18 protein-coding genes, 2 tRNA genes and 1 other RNA gene are annotated in these 17,678 nt (G+C 36.1%); 8 read left to right on the top strand and 13 right to left on the bottom strand.

Features of this window, described 5'->3' with window-relative positions; genetic code table 11:
• Positions 1 to 333: 333 nt before the first annotated feature.
• Positions 334 to 1,608 carry a citrate synthase gene (gene gltA, locus HX005_RS06090; RefSeq protein WP_107006979.1) on the top strand — a complete coding sequence of 425 codons (1,275 nt, stop codon included), beginning with the start codon at positions 334 to 336 and terminating at the stop codon, positions 1,606 to 1,608.
• A gap of 59 nt (positions 1,609 to 1,667) precedes the next feature.
• Here the strand turns inward: gltA and HX005_RS06085 are convergent, their stop codons facing one another.
• Complete coding sequence (locus HX005_RS06085; protein ID WP_502872724.1) at positions 1,668 to 2,309, bottom strand: hypothetical protein; 642 nt, start codon at positions 2,307 to 2,309, stop codon at positions 1,668 to 1,670.
• Between the two features lie 115 nt (positions 2,310 to 2,424).
• A complete protein-coding gene (locus HX005_RS06080; protein WP_286376665.1) occupies positions 2,425 to 3,090 on the bottom strand; it encodes a YARHG domain-containing protein in 666 nt (221 codons plus the stop codon).
• A 163-nt stretch (positions 3,091 to 3,253) separates the two neighbouring features.
• Between HX005_RS06080 and HX005_RS06075 the strand changes: the two genes are divergently transcribed.
• Positions 3,254 to 3,919, top strand: a complete 666-nt coding sequence (locus tag HX005_RS06075; protein WP_286376664.1) for a DUF2306 domain-containing protein — start codon at positions 3,254 to 3,256, stop codon at positions 3,917 to 3,919.
• A gap of 21 nt (positions 3,920 to 3,940) precedes the next feature.
• On the opposite strand, the gene HX005_RS06070 is transcribed toward HX005_RS06075, so the two are convergent.
• The 3 genes from HX005_RS06070 to HX005_RS06060 are packed head-to-tail and all read right to left on the bottom strand — an operon-like array spanning position 3,941 to position 7,600.
• Positions 3,941 to 5,746, bottom strand: coding sequence for an NAD(P)-binding domain-containing protein (locus tag HX005_RS06070; protein WP_286376663.1), 1,806 nt, complete (start codon positions 5,744 to 5,746; stop codon positions 3,941 to 3,943).
• 21 nt (positions 5,747 to 5,767) lie between these two features.
• On the bottom strand, positions 5,768 to 6,613 hold the full coding sequence (locus tag HX005_RS06065) for an SDR family NAD(P)-dependent oxidoreductase (RefSeq protein ID WP_286376662.1): 846 nt from the start codon (positions 6,611 to 6,613) through the stop codon (positions 5,768 to 5,770).
• Positions 6,614 to 6,643: 30 nt separating this feature from the next.
• Positions 6,644 to 7,600 carry a metal-dependent hydrolase gene (locus HX005_RS06060; protein ID WP_286376661.1) on the bottom strand — a complete coding sequence of 319 codons (957 nt, stop codon included), beginning with the start codon at positions 7,598 to 7,600 and terminating at the stop codon, positions 6,644 to 6,646.
• A gap of 362 nt (positions 7,601 to 7,962) precedes the next feature.
• Here HX005_RS06060 and HX005_RS06055 point away from each other — a divergent pair, with 362 nt between their 5' ends.
• The 4 genes from HX005_RS06055 to HX005_RS06040 all read left to right on the top strand — a co-directional run bounded on the left by HX005_RS06055 (position 7,963) and on the right by HX005_RS06040 (position 12,037).
• Positions 7,963 to 8,466, top strand: coding sequence for a hypothetical protein (locus HX005_RS06055; RefSeq protein ID WP_286376660.1), 504 nt, complete (start codon positions 7,963 to 7,965; stop codon positions 8,464 to 8,466).
• 361 nt (positions 8,467 to 8,827) lie between these two features.
• The gene (locus HX005_RS06050) at positions 8,828 to 10,453 is read left to right on the top strand and encodes an NAD+ synthase (protein WP_107006972.1); all 1,626 of its coding nucleotides are present in this window, start codon (positions 8,828 to 8,830) and stop codon (positions 10,451 to 10,453) included.
• 5 nt (positions 10,454 to 10,458) lie between these two features.
• The gene (locus HX005_RS06045; RefSeq protein ID WP_286376659.1) at positions 10,459 to 11,514 is read left to right on the top strand and encodes a hypothetical protein; all 1,056 of its coding nucleotides are present in this window, start codon (positions 10,459 to 10,461) and stop codon (positions 11,512 to 11,514) included.
• Positions 11,515 to 11,542: 28 nt separating this feature from the next.
• On the top strand, positions 11,543 to 12,037 hold the full coding sequence (locus HX005_RS06040) for an endonuclease V (RefSeq protein ID WP_286376658.1): 495 nt from the start codon (positions 11,543 to 11,545) through the stop codon (positions 12,035 to 12,037).
• A 105-nt stretch (positions 12,038 to 12,142) separates the two neighbouring features.
• Here the strand turns inward: HX005_RS06040 and HX005_RS06035 are convergent.
• Positions 12,143 to 12,219 (bottom strand) — tRNA-Met (locus HX005_RS06035).
• Positions 12,220 to 12,385: 166 nt separating this feature from the next.
• On the opposite strand from HX005_RS06035, the gene HX005_RS06030 reads away from it, so the two are divergent.
• Positions 12,386 to 12,787, top strand: coding sequence for a hypothetical protein (locus HX005_RS06030; RefSeq protein WP_286376657.1), 402 nt, complete (start codon positions 12,386 to 12,388; stop codon positions 12,785 to 12,787).
• Positions 12,788 to 12,922: 135 nt separating this feature from the next.
• Here the strand turns inward: HX005_RS06030 and HX005_RS06025 are convergent.
• The 4 genes from HX005_RS06025 to coaD all read right to left on the bottom strand — a co-directional run bounded on the left by HX005_RS06025 (position 12,923) and on the right by coaD (position 14,228).
• Positions 12,923 to 12,999, bottom strand: a tRNA-Met gene (locus HX005_RS06025).
• Positions 13,000 to 13,060: 61 nt separating this feature from the next.
• Positions 13,061 to 13,443, bottom strand: an RNA gene (gene rnpB / locus HX005_RS06020) — RNase P RNA component class A.
• 28 nt (positions 13,444 to 13,471) lie between these two features.
• Positions 13,472 to 13,735, bottom strand: coding sequence for a YfhL family 4Fe-4S dicluster ferredoxin (locus HX005_RS06015; RefSeq protein WP_107006968.1), 264 nt, complete (start codon positions 13,733 to 13,735; stop codon positions 13,472 to 13,474).
• Position 13,736: 1 nt separating this feature from the next.
• Entirely contained in the window at positions 13,737 to 14,228 is a 492-nt protein-coding gene (gene coaD, locus HX005_RS06010) for a pantetheine-phosphate adenylyltransferase (protein ID WP_107006967.1), read from the bottom strand.
• 140 nt (positions 14,229 to 14,368) lie between these two features.
• Here coaD and smpB point away from each other — a divergent pair, with 140 nt between their 5' ends.
• Complete coding sequence (gene smpB / locus HX005_RS06005) at positions 14,369 to 14,845, top strand: SsrA-binding protein SmpB (RefSeq protein WP_107006966.1); 477 nt, start codon at positions 14,369 to 14,371, stop codon at positions 14,843 to 14,845.
• Between the two features lie 44 nt (positions 14,846 to 14,889).
• Here the strand turns inward: smpB and HX005_RS06000 are convergent, their stop codons facing one another.
• The 3 genes from HX005_RS06000 to pgeF form a co-directional block, all read right to left on the bottom strand.
• Positions 14,890 to 16,149 carry a hypothetical protein gene (locus HX005_RS06000; protein WP_286376656.1) on the bottom strand — a complete coding sequence of 420 codons (1,260 nt, stop codon included), beginning with the start codon at positions 16,147 to 16,149 and terminating at the stop codon, positions 14,890 to 14,892.
• Between the two features lie 178 nt (positions 16,150 to 16,327).
• Positions 16,328 to 16,882, bottom strand: coding sequence for a flavodoxin family protein (locus HX005_RS05995; RefSeq protein WP_286376655.1), 555 nt, complete (start codon positions 16,880 to 16,882; stop codon positions 16,328 to 16,330).
• 39 nt (positions 16,883 to 16,921) lie between these two features.
• Entirely contained in the window at positions 16,922 to 17,662 is a 741-nt protein-coding gene (pgeF, locus tag HX005_RS05990) for a peptidoglycan editing factor PgeF (protein ID WP_286376654.1), read from the bottom strand.
• Positions 17,663 to 17,678: the final 16 nt, after the last annotated feature.

The following is a 17,678-nucleotide window of genomic DNA, read 5'->3' as shown; positions in this document are numbered from 1 at the left end:
TAGGTGATTTGCATACATTTAACAATATTTAAAAATTCAATAATTTTTAGGCTTTGATCACTGTTCTTGTCTAGCAAGATCAATTATTTTTATGCACCAAATCTAGAATTTGCCTTATTATACTGAGCCGATACTGTAAGTTTATTTAAAATTCTTTGAATGAGATTGCATGACTAAGCTACTGTGCTAACGTCACTTTTTATCCATAAGTATAATTGACAAAATTTCAGTACTCACTAAGCTAATAGCAATTTTTGATCTGTCTAACTTGTTTGGTAACAAATAACAATTACAAGTTAGATAAAACATTCACCAGGACAGGAGATCAATTGAATGTCTGCAGCAACTGGCAAAAAAGCCGTTTTACAACTTGATGGCAAAGAAATTGAATTACCAATTTACAGTGGTACATTGGGCCCAGATGTAATCGACGTTAAAGATGTATTGGCCGCAGGTCACTTTACTTTTGATCCTGGTTTTATGGCAACTGCTGCTTGTGAATCAAAAATCACATTCATCGATGGCGGCAAAGGTGTTCTTTTACACCGTGGTTACCCAATCGACCAACTTGCAACTCAAGCTTCTTACTTAGAAACTTGCTACTTATTATTAAGTGGTGAACTTCCTACAGCTGAACAAAAAGCTGAATTTGAAGCAAAAGTACGCAACCATACTATGGTACATGACCAAGTAAGCCGCTTCTATAACGGTTTCCGTCGTGATGCTCACCCTATGGCTATAATGGTTGGCGTTGTTGGTGCACTTTCTGCGTTCTATCACAATGGTTTTGATGTTGAAGATGTAAACCACCGTGAAATTACTGCGATTCGCTTAATTGCAAAAGTTCCTACACTTGCTGCTTGGAGCTACAAATACACAGTGGGTCAACCATTCATGTATCCACGTAACGATTTAAGTTACGCTGAAAACTTCTTGTACATGATGTTTGCTACACCTGCTGACAAAGATTACAAAGTAAATCCTATCCTTGCTAAAGCAATGGATCGTATCTTTACACTTCATGCTGACCATGAACAAAATGCGTCTACATCTACAGTACGTTTAGCGGGTTCTACTGGCGCTAATCCTTATGCATGTATCGCTGCGGGTATCTCTGCGCTTTGGGGTCCTGCTCACGGTGGTGCAAACGAAGCTGTTCTTAAGATGCTTGATGAAATCGGTACCGTTGAAAACGTTGCTGACTTCATGGAAAAAGTGAAAACTAAAGAAGTTAAACTTATGGGCTTCGGTCACCGAGTTTACAAAAACTTCGATCCACGTGCGAAAGTAATGAAAGAGACTTGTGACGAAGTTCTAAGCGCTCTTGGTATCAATGATCCACAATTAGCACTTGCTATGGAACTTGAACGTATTGCACTTTCTGATGAATACTTCATCAAACGTAACTTATACCCTAACGTAGACTTCTACTCAGGTATCATCCTTAAAGCGATTGGTATCCCAACAGAAATGTTTACTGTAATCTTCGCTCTTGCACGTACTGTTGGTTGGATCAGCCACTGGTTAGAAATGCACAGCGCACCTTACAAAATCGGTCGTCCTCGTCAGCTTTACACTGGCGAAACTCAACGCGATATCAAACGTTAATTCGTTATACGCTTTGACCATAAAAAACCACCTTTTGGTGGTTTTTTTATCACTTCAATTTATCGAATTTTAAAGGGTATTTTATCTTCTTTTATGGTCACTTTAGCACCTTTACATGCATTTGATGTTTTGCTTGTTCTCAATACATAATCTGCCTCAGAAACTACTTTTAATGTACTTTCAATATTCTCTCCAGTTTTACAATCTTCTTCACCTAATTTTTCACTATAACGCCCTGCATAACTTGAAGATTCAGCCGTCGCAACCACATAAGCTTTCCAACCATCAAAATAAACTAAGTCATCTCGACTAGAGACTTCACCCTGACCAGAACTTGCAGAAGTCAATTGCACAAGTTGAATCGGCTTGCTTTTAGCTTGAGCATTATAAACTTTAAATCTATTGGCTTGCCCGCCATATTCAAGGATTTGTGACTGCTTTAACTTTGGTCGAGTCAAAATATAACCACCCCAAAAATTGCGTCCTGCATCTTCAAACTCTACACCAGACAAGTAAGCGGCTTCTCCTGATTTTAGTCGTACTGCCTGTGTCTTATTAATATAAATTGCATTTTTGGGTGTTGCATAAGAATCATCTAAATTCGTTAAAGTTGAAATAATGTCTTTTGCTGTGGGAGCTGCTGCAAAGCCTATAGAACATACAAACACGCCAACCATCAAACAAATACTTTTTTTCATCATAAGTTTGCTTTCTCTATTTCAAACCAATAGCACAATAGAATTTTTGCAAAAACCAAAATAATCACGGATTGATTGAAAAATTAATATTAAAAGTCACTTCCCGATTTCAGTTTTATTAGCGCCCCCATTCCATCTTTTCCATATAAGGACGAACTTTTTTAATTCTCTGAATATTGGTCTTTTCAATTTGTGTAAGCTGATTTTCAACATTGGTACTGCACGGCATATACCAATCTGCCTCACTAAAAGCATTCGCTATTTCTTTATTTGCAAATGAATAACCATGACGCGCATAAATACTATTACGCATATAATCAAGTTCATCAGGTGGAAGTTGCAAATCATCATCTTTTAGCAAACGATTTGAAGCCTCTGCAAATGAACCTTCATTTTTTGCATAACGACACTGCTGTGGTTTTAAGTCAAAATATTTAGGTTTTACTTTAGCGGTTGTAGATTCCCAACTCGATTGTAGTGTTTTAGGCTGATTTTCACTGACTAAAAATGTAAATGTACCACTACTTGCTTTAGGACCACTTTCAACCGCCGTGATTTTATAACCTTGTGAAGTTGCTTGAACTTTTCCTGAGAAATTCTGCTTATTTTTACCTAAAATACTGTAGCCTTTGACCTGATTACGATCAATTGACTCAATAAATACCCCTATTTTTTGCCCATCATAAATACCTGACCAAGAGGTTTTAAGCTGTTGTATATTCAATGCAAAACTTGATTGCATGACAAAAAAAGGCAAGCAAAACATAAATAATTGCTTTTTCATTGTTATACCTATGTATGTATTTATATAAATCTCCACTATAATTTTAATTCAACTTTAACTTTTTTTAAGATTGAAAACGTAAAATTTTATCAAGATTTTTAGTCATCATTTACAAAACTACTTCACTGATATTGATCTTGCATAAATCATGCAGAATACAGCCATGAAAAAAATAGAACTAAAAAACGTCTTCTTGATTTTTATACTGCTAATTTATCTATATTTGAGTCTACTCATGGTTAAAATTTGCCTACAATATTTTCCTTGGCAAAATGACACTAATTTTCTAGCCTTAAAACAAGATGTAGTCAACACGCAACCTTGGCGCTTTGCCTTCCAAGCTCATGTCATCGTCAGTTCATTGATTTTAATCGCGGGTTTCACTCAATTTTCGAGTCAAATTAGACAAAAACTCCCAAAAATCCACCGTTATAGTGGTTGGCTTTACATTACAACTGTCTTAGCTTTTGCCTTACCTAGCGGCTTTATTATGGCATTTTCAGCCGCAGGAGGTTGGCAAACACAGCTATGTTTTATGCTACTGAGTATTTTATGGGGAATGACTACCTGTATTGCTCTCTATAAAATTTTTCAAAAACAATGGAAAGCTCACCAAAATTGGATGATTCGTAGTTTTGCTTTAGGGCTTTCAGCCTTAAGCTTAAGAACATGGAAAATCGTTTTATATCAGCTACAACCTTATTTTGATTGGCTTACACCACTTCATATTTATCAACTTGAAGCATGGTTAGGTTGGACAGTTAATCTTTTGATTGCAGAAATCATTATTTTTAGATTAAACAAAAATAAAAGCCCTAAACTAAGTTAGGGCTAAAATTCTTTCAATAACTTATGATGCTGTATCGTAATGCTTCAAATCTAAATCTTTTAACTGATTTTTTAACTCTTGCAATGACCATGGCCAAGCTGCAAAGTTACGACCATTTTGATCTAAATAATAAGACTTACAACCCCCTGCATTAAATACTGTCGTTTTCAGATTTCTTTGCACTTTCAAATTATGATAACGCACAACATTTTTCTTAATTTCAATACGTTTAATTTTTTGATCACGCATTTTCAATAAGCCACTGATAATATAATCCAGTTGTGCTTCTGCAATACCAATAAAAGAGTCATAAACTAAAATATTTGGACCTAACACCAAGAACGCATTTGGTACTTTTTCAATACTTGCACCCAAATAAGCCTCAGGAGAACTGTCTTTCCATAACTCAGACAATAATACACCGTCTGAATTCGTGACACGCTGCCCAATAGGTGGATGAGAAACCTCAAAACCTGTTCCCCAAATAATCACATCAACTTCATGACGCTCACCATTGGCAGCAACCACTGCATTACCGTCAATTTCAACCAAACCATGTGGAATGAGGCTCACATTCTCTTGTTGTAAAGCAGGATAATAGTTGTTAGCAAATAATAAACGCTTAAAACCAATATCAAAGTTTGGTGTAACATCTTGACGTAGTTGCTCATCTTGAATTTGTAATTTAAGCAATTGTTTACTTAAAAGATTAACAGGTTTTAAAATCTTTGGATGACGTAAACCAAAATTAATACCATTCAAAATTTGTGCAATACTATTACGCCAAGTTTGCTGAATCACAGGAAAACGTTCAACAATGCCTTTTGCCGTATCCCCTAATTCACGATCAGCTTTTGGTAAAACCCAAGGTGCAGTACGTTGAAATACAAATAGTTCTTTTGCTAATGGCTGCACTTGCGGAATAAATTGAATCGCTGATGCACCTGTACCAATCACTGCCACTCGTTTACCTTTGAGATCATAATCATGATCCCAACGTGCAGAATGGAACATTTTACCTTTAAAGCCTTCAATACCTTTAACTTTTGGCATAGAAGGCTCTGTGATCGGACCTGTTGTAAAAATAGTCGTTTTTGCTTGATATGAACCTTTTGAGGTTTCTAAGTGCCAAACTTGCTGAGTTTCATCCCATTTAGCACTCAATAGTTCATTGCCAAATTCAATTTTCCCACCCAAATCATGCTTTTCTACAACCTCTTCTAAATAGCTGAGAATTTCTGGTTGCTTCGCAAATAAATGACTCCATTTATGACTTGGCGAAAAAGAAAATGAATACAATGCTGAAGGAACATCACAACCACAGCCCGGATAATTATTATCACGCCATGTACCACCAACGCGCTCAGCTTTTTCGAGCACAATATAATTATGATAACCTGCTTGATTCATTTTATAAGCAGCGGCAATTCCTGAAATACCCGCACCCACCACAATCGTGTCATAGACATGAACGGGTTGAGGTTTTTTCACTGTTGCTTTTGCTTCAGCTACAGTTGCTTTTTCTTCAATCGCTTGTGATTTTGCAATTACTTTTGGTGCTTCAGCTTTTTCTTCCACAACTTTTTCAGGTTGAATCTGTGGCTCTACTTTTGCTTCAAGCTGAGCTTCAGCTTTAGGTGCTTTTGGCTCAACCGTTGTTTGCTTTACCTCAATTTTTGGCTCAGCTTTTACTTCAGCTTTCGCTGCTGCTTTCACTTCTTCTGGTTGAGTCACTTGTTTGATCTCTTCTACAGTCGTTGTTTGTGACGCTTTTTTCGCTGTTGATTTATCTTCTGGTAACTGGTCTACGGTACTTTCTGTTGTCATTTTTTTATCTCAAATGTTGGCTTATTTCATAAACTTATCAAATATTGGATAACCAATTCCCAATGCTTTGGTATACAGTGCAGGTGATGCACGTTTTAAAATCCAAAATAATTTAGCATCAGGTTGAGGAATGGTATAAAGCTTGCCTGCGTCTAAATTATTAAGCGTTTTAATTGCTACAGCATCACTTGTCGTAAAAGCATGATTCATTAATAAATCATCTGCTACGCCAGAATAACTATCAGGTAAGCGTCCATTTTTCATAATATTGGTTGGTACAAGTGTTGGACAAAGCACATTGACACTGATTTTATCTTTACGTAATTCAGCCGATAAAGTTTCAGATAGCGCTAAAACACTTGATTTGGTTACATTATAAGCCGTCATTTCAGGCGCGGCAGTATAACCTGCTGCTGATGCGACATTAATAATTGCACCGTATCCCTGCTGTTTAAACTTAGGTACAAAATAATGGCAGCCATAAATCACGCCCCAAAGATTAATATTGACACACCACTGCCAATCATCAAGGGAAACCTCGTCAAATTTGCCTCCCAACCCTACACCTGCATTGTTGATGACCAAAGTGACTGCATGATTCATTAACTTTTCAGCATTTTCAGACAATGCCTTAACTTGTGTCTTATCCGTTACATCACATTGCACAGCAAATGCTTTACCTGAAGTTTGGTTTGCGATTAACTGTACTGTTTCTTGTGCAGCATCTAAATTAATATCTGCACAAATAATGGTTCCACCACGCTTTGCAAGCTCCAAAGCAAAGCTACGACCAATTCCACTTCCTGCACCTGTAACTACAGCATATGCATTTTGTGTTGGCTTTTTCTTTTTCGAAAAAAATCCCATTGAGTTCTTCCATTTAACTTTTAAATTATTTTAAACACGGAGTGCAGGAATAAATTCTTTAACAAAAAATGGAGTTAATACGCCATTTTCAGGGTTCAATAAAGTTTCTTTGTAATATTCTAAGAACTCAGTTGTATCGTGGTCATTTGGATGGAAATCTGGGCGTAAATAGTCAAAAATATGTCCCCATGAACTTCCGTATACACCATCTTTTAAACCAAAAATTAAGCTAAAGCTACGCGGAACATCCTTCCAATAACTCCAACTAATTAAGTTACTTGGCTTACGATAAAAAGGAACCAATAATGATGCGACTGAAATAAGCACTAAAATCGTAATCAAAGCAGGGAAAAAGCCCGCAATACGTAATGCATAATTATTTGATAAAGTTTGGAACACATCATAAGCAATATCTTTATGCTCAGACTCTTCAAGCATGTGCCACATCCAAATTGCACGTTGCTTTTCATCTGTAGATCTAAAGAAAATTTCTTCGTGGTTCATCATATATTCAGCAAGTACCGCAGTAAAATGCTCAATTCCTGCCATCAAAGATAACTTCATCGGTTGTGGCAAACGGTTAAAACCATAATCAAACACATGACCTGCTAAGAAACGGAATAATTTAACAGGTAAATCAATTTCTATATAAGTATCATTTAATTCTTCATGCATTTTGGAGTGAATTGCTTCTTGTCCAATTAATGATGTCACACGCTGCTTTAACAACGGATCTTTAATAAAATCACGATGATAACGCGCTGTATCAATCACCAAATCTTCACCTAAAGTCAGAAAAATAGACAACGAAGCAAAGTATGCACTTGCCAATTCTGCATCCATATAAAATTTGTGATCCAATTTTTCTGGTTCAAAATTAAATTTCATATGACGAATTGGAATAATCGGGGTCTGTTTATCCAAGCTAAAAGGAGAATTAGAAAATACTTTTGAAAAGATAGATTTAACTGGCTTAGTGAATAACATGGCTACATACTCTTTATTTGATTAATGTATAAACAGCAACTCATCCTGTGACCTACTGCTCATGTTTTGAGTAAAAACTCTATTGAATATGTAAAAATTACGCTAAGCTTTATTAAATACCATTAGCATTTGAGGTCATTGAGTTAGCATTTTATGACTATTTAAAAAATTGTTAGACAATATTTTTTGAGTTAACACCTATTAACAATTTTTGACCTCTAAGGCTATTTTCTTTTTCATATTTTTACGTTTTGCTCACTTTGCAATGCTACTTTCAATATGAAAATTCAAGCAAAATATCAGCTTCACGTCGAAATTTGATGATCATTTTTATCTATAATTTCATACTAGGATTAAGATAAATGTTGTACTTTTATTGGTGGTTATTCAGGCTACTCGATATTGAAACATTTAAATGCCGTCGTTTAAGTCTAGGCGAAATCAAAATCAGTCAAATGGTTTTTGGAGATCTTATTGATTACTCTAAAGTTTTGATTATGAATCAGCCTTATCTCCCTTGGCAACCTGTTGGTATTTTAATGGCACCCAACGGCTGTATTCACATGAAAGATGCTGATTTTTTTGAGGATTTTTCTCAGAAAAATTTATCAACTCAAGCGCTTTTTATTCATGAAATGGCACATATTTATCAGCATCAAAAACACGTTAATGTACTTCTCAAAGGCGCTATTTTACAAATCGCATTCTATATCACTTATGGAAAATATAACCCCTATACATATAATTTAGAAAATCACAAAAAATATGAAGACTATAATATTGAACAACAAGGAGATATTGCTCGAGATATTTTTCTAAGAAAAATTAAGAACATTATTTTAGAAACTTCTGCAAATCATTTTTAAATATGTGGAGGTTTGCACAAAGAGTAAGATTTTCTCAGCATTTTTAATACATAAGAAACAAAATTAATCATCAAAAATCTTCGTTTTTTCATCAAAAACCTGTTAAATTCAAAAAGATGATAGATAAGTTTTAGACAATCTTTTTAAACATCTAGCATCTGGCATGATTTTCGTTAAAATAGCTCAAGTCTGTAATTTTTGCCGTGCAAGAAATAAAGATTTTTTGTCATGAAAATGATTTTTTATTTTATGCCTTTTGGCAGTGTTTTAAATTTCCGAATCACACACTATTGAATAATTATATATAAATCAATCTATTGTGTGTAAACATACTACCCTATAGGAATAGGACAAGGTTTAAATGAAAAGTTTTAAAGTTGCTCTCGCGCAATTCTCTCCACATATTGGTAATATTGAAGCAAATGTTCAAAAAATGATTGAACAAGCGAATCAAGCAAAAAAACAAAATGCTGATATTATTGTTTTTCCTGAACTTTCAACAGTAGGCTACCCTGCTGAAGATTTGTTGTTACGCCCAAGTATAAGTAAACGTACAGCTCAAGCTTTTGAGCAATTACATACGGTTAAAGATATTGTTATGGTCTTTGGCTTTGTCAATACAACCGAAGATGGGCAACGTTATAACTCAGCAGCAGTCATGAAAGATGGGCAAGTGCTTGGTGTATATAACAAACAAAACCTTCCAAACTATAGTGTTTTTGATGAAAAGCGTTATTTTAATGAAGGTCATCAACACCTTGTATTTGAGTATTTAGGTCATAAATTTGGTGTACTTATTTGTGAAGACGTATGGTCACTTCAAACTGTGCAACAACTTGCTCAACTTAATGTAGAAAGCGTTTTAGTTCTCAATGCATCACCTTATGAAGTAGGTAAACCACAACATCGTATTGCAACATTGCAAGAACTTGCGAGACAAATCAACATTCATCTGGTTTATACCAACCAAGTAGGTGGTCAGGATGATCTCATTTTTGATGGTTCAAGCTTTGTAATTAACAATACAGGTGATGTTGTCTTACGTGCAGAAAGCTACAAAGAGCAAGTGTATTTCATTGATTATGAAATTGAAAACAAAGCCTACAAAGCGGTCACTACTGCACCTGCTCTAGATACAATGGCTGAAATTTATCAAGCTCTAGTCATGGCAACACGTGACTATGTCGAACGTTCTGGTTTCCCAGGTGTCATTTTAGGTCTTTCAGGTGGAATAGACTCTGCGCTTACTTTAGCGATTGCTGTAGATGCAATTGGTGCTGAAAAAGTACAAGCTGTCATGATGCCATATACTTACACTTCTCAAATCAGTGTTGAAGATGCCGCAGAACAAGCAAAACGTATGGGCGTGACTTTTGGAATTGCCGAAATCCACCCAATCGTAAATAGCTTTATGCAAACACTGTTCCCATTCTTTGGCAACTCACCTGCGGATACAACAGAAGAAAACTTACAAGCACGTGCACGTGGCACATTGCTGATGGGTCTATCAAATAAATTTGGTAATCTGGTTTTATCAACAGGAAATAAATCTGAGTTATCAGTTGGTTACTGCACACTTTATGGTGATATGGTTGGTGGTTTTGCAGTACTTAAAGATGTTTATAAAACCATTGTATTTGAATTAGCAAAATACCGTAATAGTCTCAGTGAAACACCTGTGATTCCTGAGCGCGTGATTACCCGCCCACCATCTGCTGAGTTACGCCCTGACCAAAAAGATCAGGACTCTTTACCTGCTTATGATGTTTTAGATGCAATTCTTTATGCATATATCGAAGAAGATCAAAGCCAAGATGACATTATTGCCAAAGGTTTTGACAAAGATGTTGTAGAAAAAATTATTAAGCTTGTTGATCGTAACGAATATAAACGCCGTCAAGGTGCGATTGGTCCACGTATTACATCACGTGCATTTAGTCGTGAACGTCGTTACCCAATCGTGAATGGCTGGAAAGCAGGTGTTTAATCCTTGTGAGTAGCGAAAGCGCTTTATCATTCATGAGCTTTGCTCAACAACTTGCTCAAGCACTTCAGCTTGAGCAAGTTCGCTTTATTAAAAAACAGTTACTTGAAAGTCAAAACCCTATTTATATTGAAGGTTTCATCGCTCAGTCCTACCAAAATGCAGATAAAATTTTACTGCGTGATTTCATCAAACTAGAGCAACTTCAAGCAGTTGTACAAAAGTATGCATTTGAGCTTAATTTAGGACCCGATATACTTGAGTTTATTGGCGTTGCAGCACAAAAAATCCATCATTATGCTGCTCACAATTCGACTGTACTCAATGAGTTATTATCTGATGAAAATTTTGAATTATGGTTATTTAAAATTTTAGAATTAGAACAACTAAAAACCTATTTACAAGATCATCTTGAACATAACCCACAAATTCAACATATAAGCATTCAGCTTGCTAATCAAATTTTAGAACAAAATACACCTTGGCTGAGACAATTACGCCAATATACCGTCAAACAAGATCATCTGCGCTCTAAAGTACTGAGTTTCATTCAAGAACAACATCAAAATCTGGAGCTCAAGCTAGAACAACAACTTGCAGCAGCAATCCGCTCGCAACTGATTCATATCATTCAACTTCCAAATGAAGACCTTGCAAATCTCGCCTATTTGATTTGGTCTGATCTTAAACAACGTCCATTAAAAGAAACTTTTTCTCAGTTCCAATCTATCGATTTTGAAGAATTTTTTATTTTAGTCTATGAAACATGGAAAGGACTACGTCAAACTGATTTTATGCAACACATTATCCTGCATGTCGTTGCTGCATTTTATGAATATTTTGGTGAATTTAGCTTACAAGAATTATTACATTCTGTCGGTTTAAATGAACATGATCTGCGTCTAGAAGCATATCGCTTTATTCCATCTTGTATTAAAGCACTGGATGAACATGATCTACTCGACTCAATTATTGCCTCATTAATTGCACCTTTTTATCAAAATGAACATACTCAACAAACAATTGCCCATTTAATGAGTACAAATTTACCATTTAAAGCTTAAAATTTAACAAATATAAATAGAGTGAAAAATGATTTTAATTATTGATGTTCATTATCGAGAAACAGGTGCTTATGCTGTTGCAGGTTTAATCCAAGATTGGGATAGCCAAGAATTTGAACAATGTTATACCCTCCATATTACCGAAGTTGCTGAATATATTGCAGGAAATTTTTACAAAAGAGAACTTCCTTGCATATTGCAACTTCTTGAATGTATTGATAAAGATTTTAAATATATAGTGATTGATGGCTATGTACAACTTGGTGCAGAACAACAAGCAGGCTTAGGCACACATTTATGGAATGCTTTAACCCATAAAAAAGCAATTATTGGCGTAGCAAAAAATTATTATAAAGATACACCTGAAAACTGTGCGTTATATCGAGGAAATAGCAAAAAACCACTTTATATTACTTGCAAAGATATTCACTTAACAGATGCAAAAAATTATATTGCAAAAATGACAGGTCAATATCGAATTCCTGATTTAATCAAAAAAATTGACACTTTAACCAGAGTATAATCTTTTTCTATAGATGCTTTGAACGCATAAATTTTATCAAGCATTAAAAAATTATATTTTTACGCACAAAAAAAGAGACCATGCGGTGAGCATGGTCTATAAAAATGGTGGCTATGACGGGACTTGAACCTGTGACCCCCGCATTATGAGTGCGGTGCTCTAACCAACTGAGCTACATAGCCGTAAACTGTGTGCGCATTATCTAAATTTATAGATAATACGTCAAGCCCTCTCACGCACTAATGATCATGCTTTAAACAATTGAAAAACAAATGTTTAAAATTAATACATATTTCATTTTATTTATCGGACAATAGAGCAAAGTAAATCATCCATCTGGTCATAAAAATGAAGTTTAAATCTATTTTACTTACCATTAATCTCTCTTTTTTAATCACCGCTTGTCAGATGATCAGTCCTATTTTTGTAGACTATAATGGCGTTCGCATGGATGTTGCAAAATGGATTAATCAACAACAACTCTTAACGATGCAGCAAAAACGCAGCTTGGCTCAACTCAGCAAGGCTCAACAACGTTTTTATCAGCTTGAACAAGCAGATGAAGCTCAAAAATTTGAAATTAACAAACAAAATGCGATAGCACTGCATTGCGCTCACTTGCATGTGAGTGAAAGTAAAATTGAAAAATTACAACAACAGATTTTCTCTGAAGAAAGCGCTCATTATTTACAAATGGCACAGCAATTACCAAAACTTAAACTTGATGAAAAACAGATTCAATGTGAATAATTGACAATCTAATCAGTTTTCAACTTCAAACCCTATAATCTTCTGCTTTCAAAAGCAGCAGATCAATTTTATCTCATTATTTTTCATGTTGAATAGATAAAAAAAGACCACGTTTTGGAACGTGGTCTATAAAAATGGTGGCTATGACGGGACTTGAACCTGTGACCCCCGCATTATGAGTGCGGTGCTCTAACCAACTGAGCTACATAGCCGAAAACTGTGCGCGAATTATCTACTGTTATTACTAACTCGTCAAGCACTATTTTAAAAAATGTTTGAAGTGAGCCGATAAGCCGGGTTCTGTCGTGAACGATCATTCCTCTAGGCGTACAATCACTCATACGCTCAAGCGACCTACCCGAATCCAGCACGGGCCGTGCCTCAGGATTCCTATTTGGTCTTGCTTCTGGTGGGGTTTACCTTGCCATGAACTGTTACCAGCCATGCGGTGCGCTCTTACCGCACCCTTTCACCCTTACCATCTCTCTTGGTTTCCCCGAAAGGAAATTGCAAAGATGGCGGTCTACTCTCTGCTGCACTTGCCGTCGACTTTCGCCGCCCAGGCGTTACCTGGCACCCTGCCCTATGAAGCCCGGACTTTCCTCCCCTGCTTCAATCACGGAGATCTCCACAGCAGCGATCGTCTAGCTCACTTCAAGGGGCGCATATTAACAAATTTTTATATCAATTGCTTGTACTTTTTTGCGCAATCAGCCTTTTATATTTATCCATAAGCTGTTCTTGACTTTCAACATGCTCTGGATCTAAAGGAATACAATCAACTGGACAAAAAAGTGCGCATTGTGGCTGCTCATGATGTCCCACACATTCTGTACAAAGGCTTGGATTTATTTCATAAATCAACTCCCCCATATAAATTGCTTCGTTAGGGCATACAGGTTCACAGACATCACAATTGATACATTCATCAGTTATATATAAAGACACACTACCAACCTTGTTGAATTTTTTGTTCAAAAGCATTGACGACACATTGTGGAACAAATTTGTGTACATCACCTTTTAAACGTGCAATTTCCCTCACCATCGTGGAGGAAATAAAAGAGAATTGTTCCGAAGGTGTTAAAAACACAGTTTCAAAATGATGGTCTAATTGGCGATTCATATTTGCCAATTGAAATTCATATTCAAAATCTGAAACTGCTCTTAAACCACGGAGCACCGCTGTTGCCTTTTGTTCATTAAAGAAGTTTACCAAAAGTCCATCAAAACCGACAAATTCTACATTCGGTAAATGGCTTAAAGATTCTTGTGCTAATGCCACGCGTTCTTCTAAAGTAAATACAGGATTTTTATGATGTCCAATTGCGATAGCGACGACGACCTCATCAAACATTCGTGAAGCACGAGCCACTAAGTCGACATGTCCATTTGTTATAGGATCAAAAGTTCCAGGATAGATGACACGAGTTTTAGACATCCATTTATACTCTAGTTGTTTATGTAGATGCCTAGTTTAGCAAAAACTTATTTTGAAGCGAACTCTTCAATACATTTGAAAGCACTTCACCTACAGCCAAGTTTGAGGCAAAATAAGATTAATCTTGGAAATTTTGAATTATGTCTAAAAATATTGTGGTTAAAAAAAATAATGGTGGCACCATTGCACAAAATAAACGTGCACGCCATGATTATTTTATTGAAGAAAAGTTTGAAGCGGGTCTAGCTTTACAAGGGTGGGAAGTCAAGTCTTTACGTGCTGGTCGCATGACGATCACTGAAAGCTATATTATTTTTAAAAATAACGAAGCTTTCTTATTTGGCTCACAAGTTCAACCTTTATTGTCGGCTTCAACGCATGTTGTCCCTGAAGCCACACGCACACGTAAATTACTGCTTTCTAGACGTGAAATTGAGAAACTGCAAGGTGCAGTAAATCAAAAGGGCTATTCTTGTGTGCCTTTAGCATGTTATTGGAAAGGTCATTTGGTCAAAATCGAAATCGCTTTAGTGAAAGGTAAGCAACTTCACGACAAACGTGCAACTGAAAAAGACCGTGACTGGCAACGTGATAAAGCACGCATTATGCATAAATAAAAGCGGTAAAAAAACCTCCAAATTGGAGGTTTTTTATATCACTATTAGCAAAATTTTAGGCTGCCGTAGCAGTTTGGGGCAAAGTTTTGCGTGGCGAGTTGAATATCTTTAATAGGAAAATCTAGCGGTTTAGAGCCTGATAAATTAATATTTCCAATATCCAGACCAAAAATACACGAAAATAATGTACAACTCATTGTATTTTTTGCCAAGAATCCATTAATTTCAGGAACAACTTGTTTTAGAATATCATTTGTCACATCAATTGAGTTTGTTGGCGTAACTTTACCTATATCAATAGGATCCTCAATTGCTAACCACCATCCCCTATTTGCTGCAACTTCTGCTCCATTCCAATGGATCGCTTGTTTCTGTAATGAAAGTGAAAATGGATTATTCAACTGTAATTTATGAATAAATCCTAAACTTTCATTCACTTTTAAATCAGCTGTTAATCCTGAGATTTGTCCCGTAACATTAATGTTAATTGGCAACTTAATACCATAAATTGCAGGTTTAATACTCCCTCCAAAACTCAATGGATCAATTGTTGCCGAGCCGACTAAATTAACATTATTCATACGGCTCCCTGAAATAGTTTGCCCTTTAACTGCAAGTGTTGCATTTGCACTATTCAAATCAAGACTATAATTATCTGTTGAAAAAGGATGAGCTAAAAGTAATGCTCTGATTGTACCGTTTAAAGACATTCCCGTATCACCATACGTCATGGTACGCGGAGTTGTTGATGCCGTACCTGTCGTATCTTTAATTTTCATATAACCACTGAGGCTATTGATCCCATTGGGTGTACCTGTATTTTCCTCACCAAGGGTCAACATCCCTAATACTTTTTCCGCACTCAGACGAAAACCCATCATTTCACGAGTAGATGCTGAGTTTGGATTTTTAATAGCAAATTCAATAAAAGGATTGGTCATTTTTGCAGAAGAACCGACCCGCTCTTCACGTGTTTCAGCAATACCTGAAAGACTTAGGTTATCAATATCAATATCACAGCCACCTGCACCATTTACACCACCACAGCCCAGTTGTAACTTTTTAATATTGGCATTTAATTCCACATCAGCTTCCATACCCAGTTTATAAAAACCGATATTTTGTGAAGCCATTGAAGCATTTGCTTTTGAGGGATCGGTATAAGTAAGATTCATTAGTGCCTGACCTTGCACCTGAGAAAGTTCAGAATCTGATAATGATTTTAATGTTGAGTCATCTGCGTGTGTTAAACCTACTGTTAAAAAAAACAAAACACTAGAGATGACTAATCTCTTAGTTATCATTACGTTTACTCCAATTTTTATTTTATTTTTTACATGCTGATTCCATCAAGCAAGTCAGAGTATTATTAATTAAAATTAAACTTTTGAAAGTAAATAGGTTTACAAAATCTATATAGAAATATAAATTATATGAACCAAATCACAGTTGTTGATTTTTAACCAACTGTTTAAAAAAACATTATTTAGATATTCTTATTAACAATAAGGCAACATATTCGCCAAACCAAATTGCTGTTTCTAAATCTCCTTTGGGTGGCGTAATGTCTGTTGGTGCATTATCTGATTGAGTCATTAATCCTAGAAAACTCGACATCCGATTTAAGTCTTCTGTATTACGACCTGTCGGCATTAAAGGTAAACCTGTCCATAACATGCCGTGTTGCATTGCAAATAAATTGATTTGCTGAAGTACAGCCAGTTTGTCTCCACTCAGACCGCCGCCATTGGTAAAACCTGCTGCAAGTTTGCCTTGCCATGTACGTGCTAACCAACGTTTTGAAGATTGCTCCATAAATAGTTTTAAACCAGAAGTTAAATTACCCATATAGGTTGGGCAACCAAAAAGAATGGCATCTGCTTGATCCAAAACATCCCAATTTATATTTTCAATATTCATAAGATGAACTGTTACGCCAACTTGAGTTGCGCCTTGAGCAATATGTTGAGCAACTTTCGCTGTATGCCCATAAGGGCTATGATAAACAATCGCAAGAGATTTAGCAGATAAAGACATATCAATTAAAACAAACAAATTTACTCAAGTTTACATGAATTACTGCATAAAGACGAATGTCGCCATACGTCCTGTCTTTGCATTTCTACGATATGAATAAAAATCTTGCTGCTGTAAATATGAACATTGCCCTCCACCAAGCACCTGTGTGATGCCATTTAACTGGAGAATAAATCGGGCAATGGCATATAAGTCGGCATAATATTTACCTGTTTGCTGACCCGCTTGAAAAGCTTGCTCTAATTCAGGATATTTCGCGCAAAAAGCTGCTTTTACTTCTGCACCGACCTCAAAACAAGGTTGACTAATTGCGGCTCCAAGCCATGCCCAAGTCGGTTGTGTTTGCATTTCTTGAATTGTATTTTCAATAATACCACCTGCTAGCCCACGCCATCCTGCATGTAGGTTAGCAACTTCTGTGCCGTGTGCATTTCCTAAAACCACAGGCAAACAATCAGCCGTCATCATCATTAATGCATGACCTTTAGTTTGAGTTACTAGACCATCCCCTTCGAGTGCCTGTAATTCAATTTTGTCATTTACTGTATGGCAAATCGTGCTGTGCGTTTGAGTCATCCATGTGATTTTATTCACCGCATATTGTGAAAATTCATCCAATAAAATCATACGATGCTGTTGCACACGTTTCGGGTCATCATTCACATGCAATGCCAAGTTAAAACCTGCAAGTTCAGCTTGCTTTGAAGGTAAAGCTTGCGGATGTTGGATTTGAGTTTGTCCAACAAAGACGCCTTGTGGTAATCCTTGAACAAATTGCATGTGATTCTCCTTTATT

The sequence above is a fragment of the Acinetobacter sp. R933-2 genome (assembly GCF_030325485.1).
Lineage (GTDB): Bacteria > Pseudomonadota > Gammaproteobacteria > Pseudomonadales > Moraxellaceae > Acinetobacter > Acinetobacter sichuanensis.
This window is presented reverse-complemented; position numbering and strand designations above follow the sequence as displayed.